The sequence below is a fragment of the Serratia sp. (in: enterobacteria) genome, from assembly GCF_051654945.1.
GTDB lineage: Bacteria > Pseudomonadota > Gammaproteobacteria > Enterobacterales > Enterobacteriaceae > Chania.
The window spans coordinates 51,774-68,933 of record NZ_JBOFZA010000091.1 but is presented as its reverse complement, the minus strand read 5'-3'; the positions used below and the strand labels follow the sequence as shown (position 1 = coordinate 68,933).

The window sequence follows — 17,160 nt, the reverse complement described above, 5'->3', positions numbered from 1 at the left end:
CAGAAGGTGGCATAAACCGATTTCAGGAGATGTGATGACCCAGCAGGAATTTCAAAACCGCCGTCAGGCATTGTTGGCACAGATGGCTCCGGGCAGTGCAGCCGTTATTTTCGCGGCACCGGAAGCGACACGCAGCGCAGATTCTGAGTACCCCTATCGTCAGAACAGCGATTTCTGGTATCTGACCGGTTTCAACGAGCCGGAAGCGGTGCTGATCCTGGTGAAGAGTGATGAAACCCATAATCACAGCGTGCTGTTCAACCGCGTACGCGATCTGACGGCAGAAATCTGGTTTGGCCGCCGTTTGGGTCAAGATGCGGCTCCGGCCAAGCTGGGGGTAGACCGCGCGCTGGCCTTCGACGAAATCAACGATCAACTGCACCTGCTGCTCAACGGGCTGGACGTGGTGTATCACGCGCAGGGGCAATATGCCTATGCCGATGAAATCCTGTTCGGCGCGCTGGATAAACTGCGTAAAGGCTTCCGTCAGAACCTGGCAGCGCCTGCAACTATGACGGACTACCGCCCGTGGCTGCATGATATGCGCCTGTTCAAATCGGCGGAAGAGGTGGCGGTAATGCGCCGTGCCGGTGAGATCAGCGCTCTGGCACATATCCGTGCCATGGAGAAGTGCCGCCCGGGCATGTTCGAATATCAGCTCGAAGGGGAGATCCTGCACGAGTTTAACCGCCATGGTGCCCGCTACCCGTCTTACAACACCATCGTCGGCAGCGGTGAAAATGGCTGCATCCTGCATTACACCGAAAACGAATGTGAAATGCGCGACGGCGATCTGGTGCTGATCGATGCTGGCTGCGAATATCGTGGCTATGCGGGGGATATCACCCGTACCTTCCCGGTGAACGGCAAGTTCAGCAAGCCGCAGCGTGCGGTGTACGACATCGTGCTGGCGTCGATCGACAAGGCGCTGGAAATGTTTAAACCGGGCGTCAGCATCCGCGAAGTGAACGATCAGGTGGTTCGCATCATGATCGCCGGGTTGGTGGAGCTGGGCGTGATGAAAGGCGACGTGGAACAGCTGTTTGCCGAACAGGCGCACCGTCCGTTCTTTATGCACGGCCTGAGCCATTGGTTGGGGCTGGACGTGCATGATGTTGGCCATTATGGTTCGGCGAGCCGTGATCGCGTGCTGGAGCCAGGCATGGTGCTGACGGTTGAACCCGGTCTGTATATCGCGCCGGATGCTGATGTGCCGCAGGAATATCGCGGTATTGGCATCCGTATCGAAGATGACATTCTGATCACGCAAGACGGTAATGAAAATCTGACCGCCAGCGTAGTGAAGGATGCTGATGCCATTGAAGCCTTGATGGCGGCGGCCAGATAACATGAGCGTAATCATTGTGGGCGGTGGGATGGCGGGTGCGACGTTGGCACTGGCGATTTCCTCGCTGACTCAGGGTAAGGTGGCCGTCGAACTGGTGGAGGCAACCCGGCCGGACGATCGCGCGCATCCTGGCTTTGATGCCCGGGCCATCGCGCTGGCGCAGGGAACCTGCCAACAGCTGGCGCGTATCGGCGTTTGGGCTGCGCTGCGGGACTGTGCCACGGCGATCACGCATGTTCACGTCAGCGATCGTGGGCATGCCGGTTTTGTGAACCTGCACGCTCAGGACTATCAGGTTGCAGCCCTGGGGCAGGTGATTGAGCTGCACGACGCCGGGCAACGGCTGTTTGCCCTGTTGGCTAAAGCACCTGGCGTCACCCTGCACTGCCCGGCCAAAGTGGTCGACGTGCTGCGTACCGCCGATTGCGCCGAAGTGCAATTGGATAATGGCCAGAGCCTGAAGGGGCAGTTGCTGGTAGCCGCGGACGGTTCACGCTCGGCGCTGGCGCAGGCCTGCAATATTCAGTGGCAGCAGAGCGATTACCCGCAGTTTGCCACCATTGCCAATGTCTCAACGGCTGAAGCCCCGCAAGGGCGGGCGTTTGAACGCTTTACCCGTTACGGGCCGCTGGCGCTGTTGCCGATGTCTAACGGGCGTAGCTCGCTGGTTTGGTGCCACGCACGGGAAAATCGTGAACAGGTCGATAGCTGGAGTGACGAGCGCTTTCTCAGCGAGTTGCAGCAGGCGTTCGGCTGGCGGTTGGGCAAGATGCTGAAAGCAGGCAAGCGCCACAGTTACCCTCTCAGCCTGTTGCAGGCCAATCAGCACGTCAGCCACCGTTTGGCGCTGGTTGGCAATGCGGCGCAAACGCTGCATCCGATCGCCGGGCAGGGATTTAACCTTGGCCTGCGGGATGTGATGTCGCTGGCGGAAACGCTGGCCGAAGCCGCGCAGGTGGGTACCGATTTAGGAGCTTATTCGCTGTTGAGTCAATACCAGCAACGGCGGCAGCAAGATCAACAGGCGACTATCGGCGTCACTGATGGATTGATCCGCCTGTTTGCCAATAGCTATGCGCCGCTGGTGGCCGGGCGCAATCTTGGGCTGATGGCGATGGAGCAATCACCGGCTCTGCGCGATGCCTTTGCCAAGCGCACCTTAGGCTGGGTTGAACGCTAATACCTGACCACAGCACGGTACTGGCTCCCTTTCCCTGTGGGTGAGGGTTGGGGTGAGGGGAACAGGTCATAAAAACTAAGTGTCCGCAAATTTAAGGAACTCAAGCAGCATGCAATCATTTGATGTGATTATCGCCGGTGGCGGTATGGTGGGATTGGCACTGGCCTGCGGTTTGCAGGGCAGTGGCCTGCGCGTGGCGGTGCTGGAACACCGGCAGCCGGAATTATCACCGCTGCCAGCACAGCCAGCGCTGCGCGTCTCTGCCATTAACGCCGCCAGCGAGCGCTTGCTGCAAAGGATTGGCGTATGGGATGAGATCCTCAACCTGCGCGCCAGCCCGTATAACGCCATGGAAGTCTGGGATCGTGACAGCTTCGGCAAGATCGCGTTTCGTGGGGATGAGTGTGGATTCAGCCATCTCGGCCATATCATTGAAAACGACGTGATCCAGCAGGCGTTGTGGCGCAAGGCGGCCACGTTGTCGGACGTGACGTTGCTAGCTCCGGCAGCGCTGAAACAGGTGGCATGGGGAGAGAACGACGCCTTTATCACGCTGGAGGATGGCCGTATGCTAACCGCCCGGCTGGTGATCGGTGCCGATGGGGCCAACTCCTGGCTGCGTCAGCATGCCGATATCCCGTTAACTTTCTGGGACTACCGCCACAGCGCGTTGGTGGCGACCATTCGTACCGAAGAGCCGCACCAAGCTACGGCGCGTCAGGTGTTTCATGGCGAAGGGATCCTGGCTTTCCTGCCGTTTAACGATCCCCATTTAAGTTCGATTGTCTGGTCGGTCGCGCCAGAAGAGGCGGAGCGGCTGCAGCAGTTGGAACCGGAAGCCTTTAACCGCGAGCTGGCGATGATCTTCGACATGCGTCTGGGCAACTGCCAGCTTGAAAGCGAGCGGCTGACATTCCCGCTCACCGGGCGTTACGCCCGCAGCTTTGCAGGCCATCGTCTGGCGTTGGTGGGGGATGCGGCGCATACCGTACACCCGTTGGCCGGGCAGGGCGTGAATCTGGGCTTTATGGACGCCGCCGAGCTGATATCCGAGCTTAAACGCCTGCAACGTCAGGGTAAGGACATCGGCCAGCATCTGTATCTGCGCCGTTATGAACGCCGCCGTAAACACGGCGCGGCAGTGATGCTGGCCAGTATGCAAGGCTTCCGGGAACTGTTTGCGGGCCACAATCCGGCGAAGAAGCTGCTGCGTGACGTGGGCCTACGGCTGGCAGACAGCCTGCCGGGCGTGAAGCCGAAACTGGTGCGCCAGGCCATGGGGCTTAACGATCTGCCGGACTGGTTAGTCTGATTATTTCAGAGGCCTGCGGTGCAGGCCTCTACCTTCATCATCAATCTTCCTTATACCTGCCTTCATTTGAGAAATTCTAATTCCAGGCAAATTTTCTCATTACTTTTTCTAATTCCATGGTCGGTTATCAAAACCCGATATTCTCCATTCCAGTTACTGTTTGTTATATAACTTCGGATTTTCACCGCTTTAATTGTTAATTTTGTGCCTTAAAGCGCATTTTTCCAGTGAAAAACTCTGCAAACTAACGCGGCATTTTACTGACCCTGAACCTGGTCGTGCCTATTTTAACTTATGGTTAATGGGGTCGTTCGGTGTTAACGTCAGGGCAAAGGTATCGTTTGCGTCGTTGATTATTGGCGAGGCATTTGTGTTGAGCAGCCAGCGTGTTTCGCGCAATCAGGCCCGCGAGTTACACCCGCCTTATTGCGTAATAACACCCTGTCTTCGGCTACTTGAGTGGAAAGAGGGAAAAGATGGCAAAGCAAACCCCACTGTACGACCAGCACGTGGCGTGCGGTGCGCGCATGGTAGATTTTCATGGCTGGATGATGCCGCTGCACTACGGCTCCCAGATTGATGAACACCACGCCGTGCGTCAGGATGCCGGCATGTTCGATGTCTCCCATATGACCATCGTGGATCTGCGCGGTGCTCGTACCCGTGAATTCCTGCGTTACCTGCTGGCGAACGATGTCGCCAAACTCACTCAATCTGGTAAGGCGTTGTATACCGGCATGCTGAATGCGTCCGGTGGCGTGATCGACGATCTGATCGTCTATTTCTTTACCGAAGACTATTTCCGCCTGGTGGTTAACTCCGCCACCCGCGAAAAGGATCTGGCCTGGATTGAGCAGCATGCGGCTCCGTACGGCGTTGAGCTGACGGTGCGCGACGATCTGGCGCTGGTTGCGGTGCAAGGCCCACAGGCCAAAGAGCGCGCCGCCACTTTATTTACCCCGGAACAGAAACAGGCGGTGGAAGGCATGAAGCCCTTCTTCGGCGTGCAGGCGGGGGATCTGTTTATTGCGACCACCGGCTATACCGGTGAAGCAGGCTATGAAATTGCCCTGCCGAAAGAGCAGGTCGTCGATTTCTGGCAGCAACTGCTGGCCGCAGGGGTAAAACCTGCCGGTCTTGGCGCGCGGGATACCCTGCGTCTGGAAGCTGGTATGAACCTCTACGGCCAGGAAATGGACGAAGGCGTTTCGCCATTAGCCGCCAATATGGGCTGGACCGTGGCCTGGGAACCGCAGGATCGCCAGTTTATTGGCCGTGAAGCGCTGGAGCAGCAGCGTGAAAAAGGCACTGAACAACTGGTCGGCTTGATCATGACGGAAAAAGGCGTATTACGTAATGAACTGCCGGTGCATTTCACCGATGCGCAGGGTCAGCCGCAGGTTGGCGTGATCACCAGCGGTTCCTTCTCACCGACCCTGGGCTTCAGCATTGCGCTGGCCAGGGTTCCAGCCGGTATTGGTGAGCAGGCTATCGTGCAGATCCGTAACCGTGAAATGCCAGTGAAGGTCTGTAAGCCAGGTTTTGTGCGTGCCGGTAAGTCACTGATCAATTAGTTTTTATTCTTCGAAGGAGTAACAGGCCAATGAGCAATGTGCCAACAGAATTGAAATACGCCACCTCCCATGAGTGGGTGCGTGACGCAGGCAACGGCGAATACGTTGTAGGTATTACCGAACACGCGCAGGAACTGCTGGGCGATATGGTATTTGTCGATCTGCCGGAAGTCGGCACTACCGTTTCCGCGGGTGATGACTGTGCCGTTGCGGAGTCGGTCAAGGCCGCTTCCGATATTTACGCGCCAATCAGCGGTGAAATCATCGCGGTTAACGGCGAACTGGAAAGCTCCCCGGAGCTGGTCAACAGCGAACCGTACGGCGAAGGCTGGCTGTTCCGCATCAAGGCAAGCGATGCGTCAGAGCTGGACAAGCTGCTGGATGCCGGTGCTTACCAGGCTTCCATCGACGAATAAGCCCTATCACGCCCCACCCTCATGTGGGGCGTTTTGCAGTTCAGGCTATATCCCGTACCCCGCAAGCATTCAGGAATTTGTAGCAATGACTCAGACACTCAGCCAACTTGAACACAGCGAAGCGTTCATCGAACGCCACATCGGCTCTTCTGCAGAGCAACAGCAGCAGATGTTGGAAGCGGTGGGCGCTCGCTCGCTCAGCGCGCTGATCCAACAGATTGTGCCAGCCGATATTCAACTGCCAGGGCCTCCGCCGGTAGGCGATGCGGCGACGGAGCATCAGGCGCTGGCCGAACTGAAGGCGATTGCCTCGCAGAATCAGCGCTACAAATCCTATATCGGTATGGGCTACAGCGCGGTGCTGACGCCGCCGGTGATCCTGCGCAACATGCTGGAAAACCCAGGCTGGTACACCGCTTATACGCCTTATCAGCCAGAAGTGTCACAAGGCCGCCTTGAGGCACTGCTCAACTTCCAGACCGTGACCCTAGATCTGACCGGGCTGGATCTGGCCTCCGCTTCCTTGCTGGATGAAGCTACCGCTGCCGCAGAAGCGATGGCGTTGGCCAAACGTGCCAGCAAACTGAAAGACGCCAACCGCTTCTTTGTAGCTGACGATGTGCACCCGCAAACTCTGGACGTAGTTCGTACCCGTGCCGAGACCTTTGGTTTCGATGTGATCGTCGACAAACCGGCGAAGGTGCTGGAGCTACAAGGCGTTTTCGGCGTGTTGCTGCAACAGGTTGGCACCACGGGTGAACTGCACGATTACAGCGCCCTGCTGGCAGAGCTGAAAACGCGCAAAATCGTCACCAGCATGGCAGCCGATATCATGGCGCTGGTGCTGCTGACGGCACCGGGCAAGCAAGGGGCCGATGTGGTATTTGGTTCTGCGCAACGCTTCGGTGTGCCAATGGGCTACGGTGGCCCACACGCGGCGTTCTTCGCCTGCCGTGACGAATTCAAACGCTCGATGCCGGGCCGTATCATCGGCGTGTCCCGCGACGCTGCCGGTAATACCGCGCTGCGCATGGCGATGCAAACCCGTGAACAACATATCCGCCGCGAAAAGGCCAACTCGAATATCTGTACCTCGCAGGTGCTGCTGGCCAACATCGCCAGCCTGTATGCGGTGTACCATGGTCCACAAGGTCTGCAACGTATCGCCGGGCGCATCCATCGCCTGACCGATATCCTGGCTGCTGGCCTGCAACAAGCGGGTCTGTCACTGCGCCATAAAACCTGGTTCGATACCCTGACCGTGGAAGTGAAAGACAAAGCCGCGGTACTGGAACGCGCACTGGGCTTCGGTATCAACCTGCGCACGGATATCCACGGAGCCGTTGGCATCACGCTGGATGAAGCCACTTCCCGTGAAGACGTGCAGACGCTGTTTGCCCTGTTGGCAGGCGATAACCACGGCCTGGATATCGATGCGCTGGACGCGGCCGTGAGCAACAACAGCCAGTCGATCCCGGCGGCCATGCTGCGCAAAGATCCGATCCTCACGCATCCGGTATTTAACCGCTATCACAGCGAAACCGAGATGATGCGCTATATGCACCGCCTGGAGCGTAAAGATCTGGCGCTGAACCAGGCGATGATCCCGCTGGGCTCCTGCACCATGAAGCTGAACGCTGCCGCAGAGATGATCCCGATCACCTGGCCCGAGTTCTCTGAACTGCACCCGTTCTGCCCACCAGAGCAGGCGGCAGGCTATCAACTGATGATTGGGCAACTCTCCCAGTGGCTGGTGCAACTGACCGGTTATGATGCAGTGTGCATGCAGCCTAACTCGGGCGCACAAGGCGAATATGCTGGCCTGCTGGCGATCCGTCGTTACCACGAAAGCCGCAACGAGGCTGGGCGTAATATCTGCCTGATCCCGAGCTCGGCGCACGGTACCAACCCGGCTTCCGCTCAGATGGCGGGCATGGGCGTGGTGGTGGTGGCCTGTGACAAGAACGGCAACATCGATCTGCACGATCTGCGGGTCAAGGCCGAGCAGGCCGGGGAAGCTCTTTCCTGCATCATGGTCACCTACCCGTCGACCCATGGCGTGTATGAAGAAACCATTCGTGAAGTGTGCCAGATCGTGCATCAGTTTGGCGGTCAGGTGTATCTGGACGGTGCCAACATGAACGCACAGGTGGGGATCACCACGCCGGGCTATATCGGCGCGGATGTGTCACACCTCAACCTGCATAAAACCTTCTGTATCCCTCACGGCGGTGGCGGCCCAGGCATGGGGCCAATCGGTGTGAAAGCGCACCTGGCACCGTTCGTTCCAGGCCACAGCGTGGTGCAGATTGACGGCGTTACCACTCAGCAGGGCGCGGTTTCTGCCGCACCGTTCGGCAGCGCCTCTATCTTGCCAATCAGCTGGATGTATATCCGCATGATGGGCGCGGAAGGGCTGAAGCAGGCCAGCCAGGTGGCGATCCTCAACGCCAACTACATCGCAACCCGCCTGAAAGACGCTTATCCGGTGCTGTATACCGGCCGCGATCACCGCGTGGCGCACGAATGTATTCTGGATATCCGTCCGTTGAAAGAAGAGACCGGTATCAGCGAAATGGACATTGCCAAACGCCTGATCGACTATGGTTTCCATGCGCCGACCATGTCGTTCCCGGTGGCGGGTACGCTGATGGTTGAGCCGACCGAATCGGAAAACAAAGTGGAGCTGGATCGCTTTATCGAGGCGATGCTGGCGATCCGCAGCGAAATCGACCGTGTACAAAAGGGCGAGTGGCCACTGGAAGACAACCCATTGGTGAATGCACCACACGTGCAGGCCGAACTGGTCAGCGACTGGCAGCACGCTTACAGCCGCGAGCTGGCGGTGTTCCCAATTGCCGGTGTGCGTGAGAATAAATACTGGCCGAGCGTGAAGCGCCTGGATGATGTCTACGGCGATCGCAATCTGTTCTGCTCTTGCGTACCAATGAGCGATTACGAATAGCACCATCCGCCAACATGATGATCGAGGGACACTGCCATCATGGCGTGTCCCTTTTTTATTGCAGCGTATCAGTGATTAACGAGTCTCCACCACGGAACAAGGAAACGGTATGAAAGCGGCAGTCGTCAATACGTTAGGTCAGGTACCCCAGTTAGGCGTTTTCACGCCACCACAACCGCTGGCCGATGAAGTGGCTATTGAGGTGATGGTTGCCGGCATCAAACAGCTGGATCGCGCTATTGTGGCCGGAAAGCATTATTCCAGCCCGAAGGATCTGCCGTTTGTGCCGGGAACTGATGGCGTAGGCAGAACGCCAGATGGGCAACGGGTGTACTTTGCCTCTTTTCGCCAGCCACACGGTGCGCTGGCCGAACATACCGTGGCCTCATGGACGGTACCGGTGCCCGATTCGCTAGATGATGCGACTGCCGCAGCGTTGATCAATCCGGCGCTGGCAGCGTGGTTGCCGCTGTTCTGGCGAGCCAATGTCCAGCCAGGGGAAACCGTCCTGATCATCGGCGCGACCGGGACATCGGGTAAACTTGCGGTTGCAGCGGCGCGTCAAGCCGGTGCCGGGCGGATCGTCGCTGCCGGGCGGCGTCAGAGCGTGCTGGATGAGCTGAAGGTGGATGCTACGGTGGATCTGAGCCTTGAGGGGCTGGCGCTACAACAGGCCTTTACCGCCGCAGCCGGGCCGCAGGGTTATGACGTAGTGGTGGACTACATTTGGGGACCGGCGACGGAGGCGCTGCTGGCGACCTTCAACAATCACGATCTCTCTTCCCATACTGGTGGCCAAGGCATCCGGCTGGTGAACGTGGGGTCAATGGCCGGGCCAAACATTACCTTACCTGCGGCGGTGCTACGAAGTACGCAGTTGCAGATCCTGGGCAGCGGAACGGGCAACTTTCCGCCGATCCCGCAGTTGAAAAGCATCGTGGCCGATATTCTGGCGCTGGCGGCCGCAGGTAAAATCAGTGTCGATACCCAGGAACATGCCTTTGCCGATATTGCCGACGCGTGGGATATCAACAAGCAAAGCGATACCCGTTCGGTGATCCGCATCCGTGATTAGAGCGTATCCACGCATAAGGAACCGTATGACCAAGGTTGCATTAGTTACCGGCGCTAGCCGGGGCATAGGCCGCGCGACGGCATTATTATTAGCCCAGCAGGGCTATGCGGTAGGCGTCAATTATCTGCGCGATAGTGCGGCAGCGGAGCAGGTGGTGGCTCAGATCCGCCAACAGGGCGGCAAAGCGTTAGCTCTGCGGGCAGATATTGCCGACGAAGCGGAAGTGATGGCGATGTTTGCCGAACTGGAGACCACGCTGGGACCCCTCGATGCACTGGTCAACAACGCGGGTATTCTCTTCCAACAGGCGAGTATCGAGCAACTCACCGCCGAGCGGATCAACAAGGTGCTGACGACTAACGTCACCGGGTATTTTCTTTGCTGTCGCGAGGCGGTTAAACGCATGGCGCTGCGCCACGGCGGGCAGGGTGGGGCGATTGTTAACGTCTCTTCTGCTGCGTCTCGCCTGGGGGCACCGTGGGAATATATCGACTATGCGGCATCAAAAGGGGCGGTGGATACGTTGACGACCGGCCTGGCGTTGGAAGTGGCCGCACAGGGGATACGCGTCAACTGTGTCAGACCGGGTTGTATTTACACCGAGATGCACGCCAGCGGCGGTGAACCGGGTCGTGTCGATCGGGTGAAGTCGGCGTTGCCAATGCAACGGGGCGGTCAGCCGGAAGAAGTGGCGCAAGCCGTCGCCTGGTTGCTCTCCGATGCGGCTTCCTACGTGACCGGCAGCTTTATCGAGGCGGCGGGCGGGCGTTAATATTCCCCTCACCCCAACCCTCCCAAAGGGTGAGGGAGTTGCAACGGTGTCGTGGTGGAGTGTGGTGGCCAGGTAGATTTCTGCAACCGCTAACGAACTCGATCGGTCCCCTCTCCTTGTGGGAGAGGGTTAGGGTGAGGGCATTACTTCAGCCAGCCTTTACGCTGCGCATCCTGCAAGTGCTGCTCTAAGTGCTTCCACAGTTCCGGATGGATATCTGCAATCATCGCATTGCGATTCAACACCTGCTCCAGGCTAACGTTATTTTCTACCCAGCTCTGGCCTTCATTATGCAGGTTCATCAGCATCGGCATAGAGCGATCCAGCACCAGCGCAAAGCGGGCATCGGCGCTTTCGCCCTCTTCATACTCCTGCCACAGCGCGGTGAACACCCCACGCTGAGGTTCCGGCAACAGACCGAACAGGCGTTTGGCTGCGGCAACTTCCTGATCGTGGATCGCCGCGCGAGCCGCCAGATCGTAGACAAAAACATCACCCGCATCGATCTCGACGATGTCGTGCAGCAGGGCCATCTGGATCACGCGCTGAATATCTACCGCATCACCGGCATAGGGAGCCAGGCTCAGGGCCGCAATGGCAAAGTGCCAACTGTGCTCGGCCGAGTTTTCCTGACGCTGGGTGCCCAACACCTTGGTACGGCGCTGAACGCTTTTCAGTTTATCGATTTCCATCAAAAATTGGATAACTTGAGTCATGGAGCCAAAGTCTAAGGCGGGTACAGCGGATGACATGGTACGAACCTCGAGGTGAATGATGGGAGAACCCGTTGTCTTTCAAGCTAACTGAAATACTTAGGGTGCAAAGCTTGTCGATTGTAGCCTATCGGGCTGGGGATATCATGTTAGCGCGATGTTACAAGCGTACACAGTTTTATTTTAGCGTACACGTGTACACTGGAATCATTCTCAGCTACTCTCATCTGCGGTTATTTCGCACAATATGCGTTAGTTTTGAGAGGTTGCGAGTTATGGGAAGAACGGATGAAGTGAAAACCGGGGCCGACGAGTTGCCAGTCACGGCTTATCCATGGGCAGAGGAAATTGCCAACAGTATCAGCCACGGCATCGGATTGGTGTTTGGCATTGTCGGTTTGGTGTTGTTATTGGTCCAGGCGGTAAACGCCGGAGCCGGGGTGACGGCCATTACCAGCTACAGCCTGTATGGCGGCAGCATGATCCTGCTGTTCCTGGCCTCCACGCTGTATCACGCCATTCCGCATCAGAGAGCCAAACACTGGCTGAAAAAATTTGACCACTGTGCCATCTACCTGTTGATCGCCGGAACCTATACGCCGTTTCTGCTGGTGGGGTTGGATTCACCGTTGGCGAGAGGGCTGATGGCGGTGATTTGGGGGCTGGCACTGTTCGGGGTGATTTTCAAACTGGCGTTCGCGCACCGTTTTGAGGTGCTGTCGCTGGTGACTTACCTGACCATGGGCTGGCTTTCGTTGATCGTTATCTACCAACTGGCAATGCGCCTGGAGGTGGGCGGGGTGACGTTGTTGGCGGTGGGCGGCGTGGTGTATACGTTAGGGGTGATTTTCTACGCGTCGAAACGTTTTCGCTTCGGCCATGCGATCTGGCACGGTTTTGTGCTAGGTGGCAGCGTGTGCCACTTTATGGCGATCTACCTTTACGTCTAACTTGCTCATTTTGTTGTTGATATATTGCTAAAGCGTTTCTTTTGAGTTAAAAAAGAGGCGCTTGCTTCTTACGGGTATCCAGCAAGCCTGATTGTCCATTTCTGAGCCCGCCATACTCCTGGTTTTCAAGCTACAGGGGGTGGCTGCGCTTGCTGCCTGACCTGCATCTTGAGATCCATGGGGTAGATTGCACCTCCCGGTGCCTTTTTACATTACCCAGGACTCATTACCATGATCGTTCGCCTTTCCAAAGCGCTGCTGGTCTGCGCTATCGCACTCTTTGCCTCACTGGTGGCCTTTGGCAATATCACCGATTACGGCACCAACTTTGCTTTTGTTCGTCATGTTTTTCTAATGGATACGATATTCCCTGATGCCACTATCACCTATCGTGCGATCCAGTCGCCGTGGCTGCATCAAGTGGGGTATATCGGTATTATTGCATTGGAAACCCTGACCGCGGTGTTGTGCTGGATTGGTGGCATACGCCTGCTGTGTGGCCTGAAATTGCCCGCGGTGAGGTTTAATCGTGCCAAGGCGATGGCTATTGCGGGTTTGACACTGGGCTTCCTTACCTGGCAGGTCGCCTTTATGTCCGTCGGCGGTGAGTGGTTTGGCATGTGGATGTCAAAACAGTGGAACGGAGTGCCCGATGCGTTCCGCTTCTTTGTCACCATTTTGCTGGTGCTGATTTATCTGGTGCCGCGTGATGGGGAATTGGGCGAATAACTCGTCATTTGGCCGCAGGCGCGATGCCTGCGGCCAAAGCGATTACTTCTCATCTGCCAGTGAGTAAGGCAGAGGTTTGATGGCGAGCTGGCTGCTGACGTCATCGCGCACACGCAGCACGCTATCCGCTTCCAGATCGTTATTCATCACCACCTGTACCCACAGCGTTCCGTCAGCCAGTGCGCTGGCCGCCAGCACGGTACCGGTACGGCGCCAGTTGTCACCCAGCTTCAACTCCAAATCGTCACCGGCCTGTGGAACCTGGCTGGCGGTACCTTCCAGCCAATACAGGGCGCGCTTGTTCGCTCCCCGGAACTTGGCGCGAGCCACCATTTCCTGCCCGGTATAGCAGCCTTTACTGAAACTGATGCCTGCCAGCGCTTGTAGATTGGTAGCCTGCGGGATCAGTTGTGCGCTATTAGGTGCATCAATCACCGGGTAACCGGCTTCGATATCCAGCGCCAGCCATTGGCGGCTGTCGTTCAGCTCTGCCTGCCCATCCAGTTTAGCGATGAGTTGAGCGGCGGTTTCTGCCGTGGTAATCAACATAAAACGTTCCGCTGGCAGAGCAAAGTGCAGCAAGGTCGTGTCGCCGTCCTGCACAACTTGATGTTCCGCATCAGGCAGGGTGGTGAACACCTGCGCCAATGCGGCACGCGCCTGCTGACCGGCGAGACCCAGCAGCACCGCATCGCTGTCTGCTGCGATGGTGATCTTGGAGAACACCGCGTATTTCTTTATTTCAGCCAGTTGGCTATCCAGCACGCTGCGGCGCTCAAGATAGGCAAAGCCTTCACCGTGGTGGAATAAGCGCAGGTTGCTCCACATTTTGCCTTTGGCATCGCAATGGCCGCACAGCACGTGTTGATCGGCCGCCAGCTTATCGATGTCGGCCGTCACCTGGCCTTGAAGATATTTCACCGTGTCTGGCCCGTTCAGCCGCACCAAGGCCCAATCTTCCAGTGAGATCAGCGTCAGTGGCAGATGGGAAGAGGCGGAAGGTTGACGGGATGAAAAAGGAATATTGCACGCCATAATCGGTTCCTGCTGCATGTTTAGCATACCTGTTGGGGTTGCTACCATGGTAAAAGAGGTGGCTGGCTTTGCAAACAGTTATTACCAGGCAGCGCTTTTTTTGACATTTTTCGCTTTGTTGAGTGAACGCCCTTCCCGGCGAGTATGTCAAATTGTTACTCTAGGCACTTACGGCCAACGATACCCAATGTTACCCAAATCGTTGGCTGATGGAATTAAATTGCACGCGTGTTGCCATACCAAGTGTCGGTTGCCCAAGAGCATGGCAAGCCATGCCGAAAAGAGGTTAGTCATAACAACATGGATATTAACAATAAAGCACGTATTCACTGGGCCTGCCGTCGCGGCATGCGCGAGCTGGATATCTCGATCATGCCGTTTTTCGAACATGAATACGATACGCTGAGTGATGCAGACAAGGCCGTATTCATCCGCTTGCTCGAAAGTGACGATCCCGATTTGTTCAACTGGCTGATGAATCATGGTACTCCGCAGGATCAAGAGCTGCAGAGAATGGTATCCCTGATCCAAACGCGAAATAAAGCCCGTGGCCCAGTGGCGATGTGATGTCCGCGTTTCCTGGCGTACCCAGTTAGTCTCGCTGCTGACCCACGGCCTACTGATCTTGCTGATCCTGATTGCCCCGTGGCCGGAAGGCTATGGTTTGATGTGGTTGGTGCTGTTGACGTTGGTGGTGTTTGAGTGCATTCGCAGCCAAAAGCGCATTGCATCCAGGCAGGGAGAACTGCGGTTGCTGGCTGAACGCCGGATTGAGTGGCATGGACAGGAATGGCTGATGGTGAAAAAGCCCTGGATGCCGGGGTTCGGTATTATTCTGTCGCTACAGCAGCTCAACGGCAAAAAACGCCAACGGCTGTGGTTGGCTTCGGATGCCATGAGCAAAGCGGATTGGCGCCAACTGCGTCAGCGGCTGCTGTTTGTGCAACCCGCTACCGACGAGGATCAACAATGAAACCGCTGCTTTGGCTGGTAGAGGACGAGCCCAGCATTGCGGATACGCTGATTTATACCCTGGAAAGCGAAGGCTTTCAGGTGCGTTGGTTTGAACGTGGCGAGCCTGCTTTGCAGGCTTTGCAACAGGGCCTGCCGGCGTTGGTGATCCTCGACGTCGGCCTGCCCGATATCAACGGTTTTGAGCTGTGCCGTCGGCTGCTGGCGCAGGCGGTGGATTTACCGATCCTGTTTCTTACCGCCCGCAGCGGCGAACTCGATCGCCTGATCGGGCTGGAAATCGGTGCCGATGACTATGTTGCCAAACCCTTCTCCCCGCGCGAGGTGAGCGCCCGCGTGCGCACCATCCTGCGGCGTTTACACAAACAGCAGCGCTTGCAGCAGCCAGCCTTGTATCATTTTGGTGCCTTCAGCCTGGATGAAGAGGGGGCTACGATCTGTTATCACCAGCAGCCGCTGTTGCTGACTCGCTATGAATTCCTGCTGTTGAAAACCCTGTTGCAGGCGCCTGGCCGGGTGTTCTCCCGCCAGCAACTGATGGACATCGTCTGGGCCCAGGCGGAAGAGAGCCTGGATCGCACCGTCGATACCCATATCAAAACACTGCGTGCCAAACTGCGGGCGATTGATGCCGCAGAGCCGCCGATCCATACCCATCGTGGTTTAGGCTACAGCGTGAGCCGCCAGCCATGAGGATTGGCCTGCGCCTGCTGCTGGGCTATTTCCTGATTGTGGCAGTGGCGGGCTATTTCGTGTTGAGCATCTTTGTACAAGAGGTGAAACCCGGTGTACGGCGTGCCACCGAAGGTACGCTGGTGGATACTGCCAACCTGCTGGCACAGGTGGCGCGGCTGGATATGAGGCGCGGGGATGCGGCCAAAGGCCAATTGGCGCAGGCCATCGCCCAGCTTAATCAGCGGCCTATCGGGGCCAATATCGCCGGGATCCGTAAAGATCGCAACGAATACCGCGTCTATGTTACCGATGGGCGCGGCAAGGTGATTTTTGATTCATCGGGTCAGGCGCTGGGGCAGGATTACTCCCGCTGGAACGATGTCTATCTGACATTACGCGGCCAGTACGGTGCGCGCAGTACCCGGACGATTGCCGATGATGAGAGCAGCTCGGTGATGTACGTGGCCGCTCCGGTGATCGATCAAGGGCAGATTATCGGCGTACTGAGCGTGGGTAAACCCAACAGCTCGATGGCTCCGGTGATCCGCCGCAGCGAGCGGCGTATTTTGCTGGCGGGCGCGGTGTTGCTGGGGATTGCGCTGGCTATCGGCCTGGGGTTTGTCTGGTGGATTAACCGTTCGATCAACCGCCTGGTGCGCTATGCCGACGGGGTAGCACACGGCGAGGCGGTGCCATTGCCACGTATGGGCAGCGTAGAGCTGACTCAACTGGCGCAGGCGCTGGAAAGCATGCGCATGAAGCTGGAAGGCAAAGCCTATATTGAACAGTATGTGCATACGCTGACTCACGAATTGAAAAGCCCATTGGCGGCGATCCGTGGTGCGGCGGAACTCCTCCAGGAATCACCCCCTCCGGCGACGGCAAAACGTTTTCTGACCAACATCGAACAGCAGAGCGCGCGCATCCAACAATTGGTCGACAAGCTGCTGGTTCAGGCACAGCTGGAAAGCCGGCCCGGATTGGAATTGGCTCCGGTGGCGTTGGTGCCTTTGCTGCGGCAGATCGTCGCGGGTAAAGAGGCTCAGGCAGCACAGCGTGGCGTGACGATCAAACTGGGTGAACTGGCGGAGGCGACCTTGGTCGGCGATGCCTTCTTGCTGGGGCAGGCGCTAAGCAATCTGCTGGATAACGCCCTGGATTTCACCCCGGCGGGCGGTACGGTCAGCATTGACAGCGAACGCTCGGATCATCATTACCAGATTACCCTTTGTGATACCGGTAGCGGCATTCCTGACTATGCGCTGGATAAGGTGTTTGAACGCTTCTATTCGCTGGCGCGGGAAGATAAACCCAAGAGCAGCGGCCTGGGTCTGAACTTCGTGCAGGAAGTGGCGCGCCTGCATCGTGGCACCATTCGTTTGCAAAACAATCAACCCACTGGCGCGCAGGCAATCTTCACTTTACCACTCTGAATGCCATTTAT

Annotated in this window: 16 protein-coding genes; 14 read left to right on the top strand and 2 right to left on the bottom strand. The window is 57.3% G+C overall.

What is annotated here, in order from left to right; genetic code table 11:
* Window positions 1–34: 34 nt before the first annotated feature.
* From pepP to ACRDCA_RS21165, 8 genes are all read left to right on the top strand, one after another.
* Window positions 35–1,348 (top strand): Xaa-Pro aminopeptidase, encoded by a 1,314-nt coding sequence (gene pepP, locus ACRDCA_RS21200; RefSeq protein ID WP_438691300.1) that lies wholly within the window; start codon window positions 35–37, stop codon window positions 1,346–1,348.
* 1 nt (window position 1,349) lies between these two features.
* Window positions 1,350–2,528 (top strand): 2-octaprenyl-6-methoxyphenyl hydroxylase, encoded by a 1,179-nt coding sequence (gene ubiH, locus ACRDCA_RS21195; RefSeq protein WP_438691299.1) that lies wholly within the window; start codon window positions 1,350–1,352, stop codon window positions 2,526–2,528.
* 109 nt (window positions 2,529–2,637) lie between these two features.
* Window positions 2,638–3,840, top strand: coding sequence for an FAD-dependent 2-octaprenylphenol hydroxylase (gene ubiI, locus ACRDCA_RS21190; protein WP_438691298.1), 1,203 nt, complete (start codon window positions 2,638–2,640; stop codon window positions 3,838–3,840).
* A 476-nt stretch (window positions 3,841–4,316) separates the two neighbouring features.
* Window positions 4,317–5,414, top strand: a complete 1,098-nt coding sequence (gene gcvT, locus ACRDCA_RS21185) for a glycine cleavage system aminomethyltransferase GcvT (RefSeq protein ID WP_438691297.1) — start codon at window positions 4,317–4,319, stop codon at window positions 5,412–5,414.
* 29 nt (window positions 5,415–5,443) lie between these two features.
* Window positions 5,444–5,830, top strand: a complete 387-nt coding sequence (gene gcvH, locus ACRDCA_RS21180) for a glycine cleavage system protein GcvH (RefSeq protein ID WP_098929864.1) — start codon at window positions 5,444–5,446, stop codon at window positions 5,828–5,830.
* Between the two features lie 85 nt (window positions 5,831–5,915).
* Window positions 5,916–8,795, top strand: coding sequence for an aminomethyl-transferring glycine dehydrogenase (gene gcvP / locus ACRDCA_RS21175; protein WP_438691296.1), 2,880 nt, complete (start codon window positions 5,916–5,918; stop codon window positions 8,793–8,795).
* 109 nt (window positions 8,796–8,904) lie between these two features.
* Window positions 8,905–9,870, top strand: a complete 966-nt coding sequence (locus tag ACRDCA_RS21170) for a quinone oxidoreductase family protein (RefSeq protein ID WP_438691295.1) — start codon at window positions 8,905–8,907, stop codon at window positions 9,868–9,870.
* A gap of 25 nt (window positions 9,871–9,895) precedes the next feature.
* Entirely contained in the window at window positions 9,896–10,642 is a 747-nt protein-coding gene (locus ACRDCA_RS21165; protein ID WP_438691294.1) for an SDR family oxidoreductase, read from the top strand.
* Window positions 10,643–10,785: 143 nt separating this feature from the next.
* Here the strand turns inward: ACRDCA_RS21165 and ACRDCA_RS21160 are convergent, their stop codons facing one another.
* Window positions 10,786–11,394 carry an HD domain-containing protein gene (locus tag ACRDCA_RS21160; RefSeq protein WP_438691293.1) on the bottom strand — a complete coding sequence of 203 codons (609 nt, stop codon included), beginning with the start codon at window positions 11,392–11,394 and terminating at the stop codon, window positions 10,786–10,788.
* A 236-nt stretch (window positions 11,395–11,630) separates the two neighbouring features.
* Here ACRDCA_RS21160 and trhA point away from each other — a divergent pair, with 236 nt between their 5' ends.
* Window positions 11,631–12,305 carry a PAQR family membrane homeostasis protein TrhA gene (trhA, locus tag ACRDCA_RS21155; protein ID WP_025122084.1) on the top strand — a complete coding sequence of 225 codons (675 nt, stop codon included), beginning with the start codon at window positions 11,631–11,633 and terminating at the stop codon, window positions 12,303–12,305.
* Window positions 12,306–12,536: 231 nt separating this feature from the next.
* On the top strand, window positions 12,537–13,034 hold the full coding sequence (locus ACRDCA_RS21150; RefSeq protein ID WP_438691292.1) for a DUF2165 family protein: 498 nt from the start codon (window positions 12,537–12,539) through the stop codon (window positions 13,032–13,034).
* Between the two features lie 42 nt (window positions 13,035–13,076).
* Here ACRDCA_RS21150 and ygfZ read toward each other — a convergent pair whose 3' ends face one another.
* Entirely contained in the window at window positions 13,077–14,069 is a 993-nt protein-coding gene (gene ygfZ / locus ACRDCA_RS21145) for a tRNA-modifying protein YgfZ (RefSeq protein WP_438691565.1), read from the bottom strand.
* Between the two features lie 300 nt (window positions 14,070–14,369).
* On the opposite strand from ygfZ, the gene sdhE reads away from it, so the two are divergent.
* The 4 genes from sdhE to creC are packed head-to-tail and all read left to right on the top strand — an operon-like array spanning window position 14,370 to window position 17,149.
* Window positions 14,370–14,636, top strand: a complete 267-nt coding sequence (gene sdhE / locus ACRDCA_RS21140; RefSeq protein WP_438691291.1) for an FAD assembly factor SdhE — start codon at window positions 14,370–14,372, stop codon at window positions 14,634–14,636.
* Window positions 14,617–15,042, top strand: coding sequence for a protein YgfX (locus ACRDCA_RS21135; RefSeq protein ID WP_438691290.1), 426 nt, complete (start codon window positions 14,617–14,619; stop codon window positions 15,040–15,042). The genes sdhE and ACRDCA_RS21135 overlap by 20 nt, the downstream gene beginning before the upstream one ends.
* Entirely contained in the window at window positions 15,039–15,734 is a 696-nt protein-coding gene (creB, locus tag ACRDCA_RS21130) for a two-component system response regulator CreB (RefSeq protein ID WP_438691289.1), read from the top strand. Before ACRDCA_RS21135 ends, creB begins: the two co-directional genes overlap by 4 nt.
* Window positions 15,731–17,149 (top strand): two-component system sensor histidine kinase CreC, encoded by a 1,419-nt coding sequence (creC, locus tag ACRDCA_RS21125; RefSeq protein ID WP_438691288.1) that lies wholly within the window; start codon window positions 15,731–15,733, stop codon window positions 17,147–17,149. The genes creB and creC overlap by 4 nt, the downstream gene beginning before the upstream one ends.
* Window positions 17,150–17,160: the final 11 nt, after the last annotated feature.

Excerpts from the sequence above, each read along its gene's own strand:
- pepP (WP_438691300.1), top strand. The coding sequence starts at position 35 with ATGACCCAGCAGGAATTTCAAAACCGCCGTCAGGCATTGTTGGCACAG.
- ubiH (WP_438691299.1), top strand. The coding sequence starts at position 1,350 with ATGAGCGTAATCATTGTGGGCGGTGGGATGGCGGGTGCGACGTTGGCA.
- ubiI (WP_438691298.1), top strand. The coding sequence starts at position 2,638 with ATGCAATCATTTGATGTGATTATCGCCGGTGGCGGTATGGTGGGATTG.
- gcvT (WP_438691297.1), top strand. The coding sequence starts at position 4,317 with ATGGCAAAGCAAACCCCACTGTACGACCAGCACGTGGCGTGCGGTGCG.
- gcvH (WP_098929864.1), top strand. The coding sequence starts at position 5,444 with ATGAGCAATGTGCCAACAGAATTGAAATACGCCACCTCCCATGAGTGG.
- gcvP (WP_438691296.1), top strand. The coding sequence starts at position 5,916 with ATGACTCAGACACTCAGCCAACTTGAACACAGCGAAGCGTTCATCGAA.
- ACRDCA_RS21170 (WP_438691295.1), top strand. The coding sequence starts at position 8,905 with ATGAAAGCGGCAGTCGTCAATACGTTAGGTCAGGTACCCCAGTTAGGC.
- ACRDCA_RS21165 (WP_438691294.1), top strand. The coding sequence starts at position 9,896 with ATGACCAAGGTTGCATTAGTTACCGGCGCTAGCCGGGGCATAGGCCGC.
- ACRDCA_RS21160 (WP_438691293.1), bottom strand. The coding sequence starts at position 11,394 with ATGTCATCCGCTGTACCCGCCTTAGACTTTGGCTCCATGACTCAAGTT.
- trhA (WP_025122084.1), top strand. The coding sequence starts at position 11,631 with ATGGGAAGAACGGATGAAGTGAAAACCGGGGCCGACGAGTTGCCAGTC.
- ACRDCA_RS21150 (WP_438691292.1), top strand. The coding sequence starts at position 12,537 with ATGATCGTTCGCCTTTCCAAAGCGCTGCTGGTCTGCGCTATCGCACTC.
- ygfZ (WP_438691565.1), bottom strand. The coding sequence starts at position 14,069 with ATGGCGTGCAATATTCCTTTTTCATCCCGTCAACCTTCCGCCTCTTCC.
- sdhE (WP_438691291.1), top strand. The coding sequence starts at position 14,370 with ATGGATATTAACAATAAAGCACGTATTCACTGGGCCTGCCGTCGCGGC.
- creB (WP_438691289.1), top strand. The coding sequence starts at position 15,039 with ATGAAACCGCTGCTTTGGCTGGTAGAGGACGAGCCCAGCATTGCGGAT.
- creC (WP_438691288.1), top strand. The coding sequence starts at position 15,731 with ATGAGGATTGGCCTGCGCCTGCTGCTGGGCTATTTCCTGATTGTGGCA.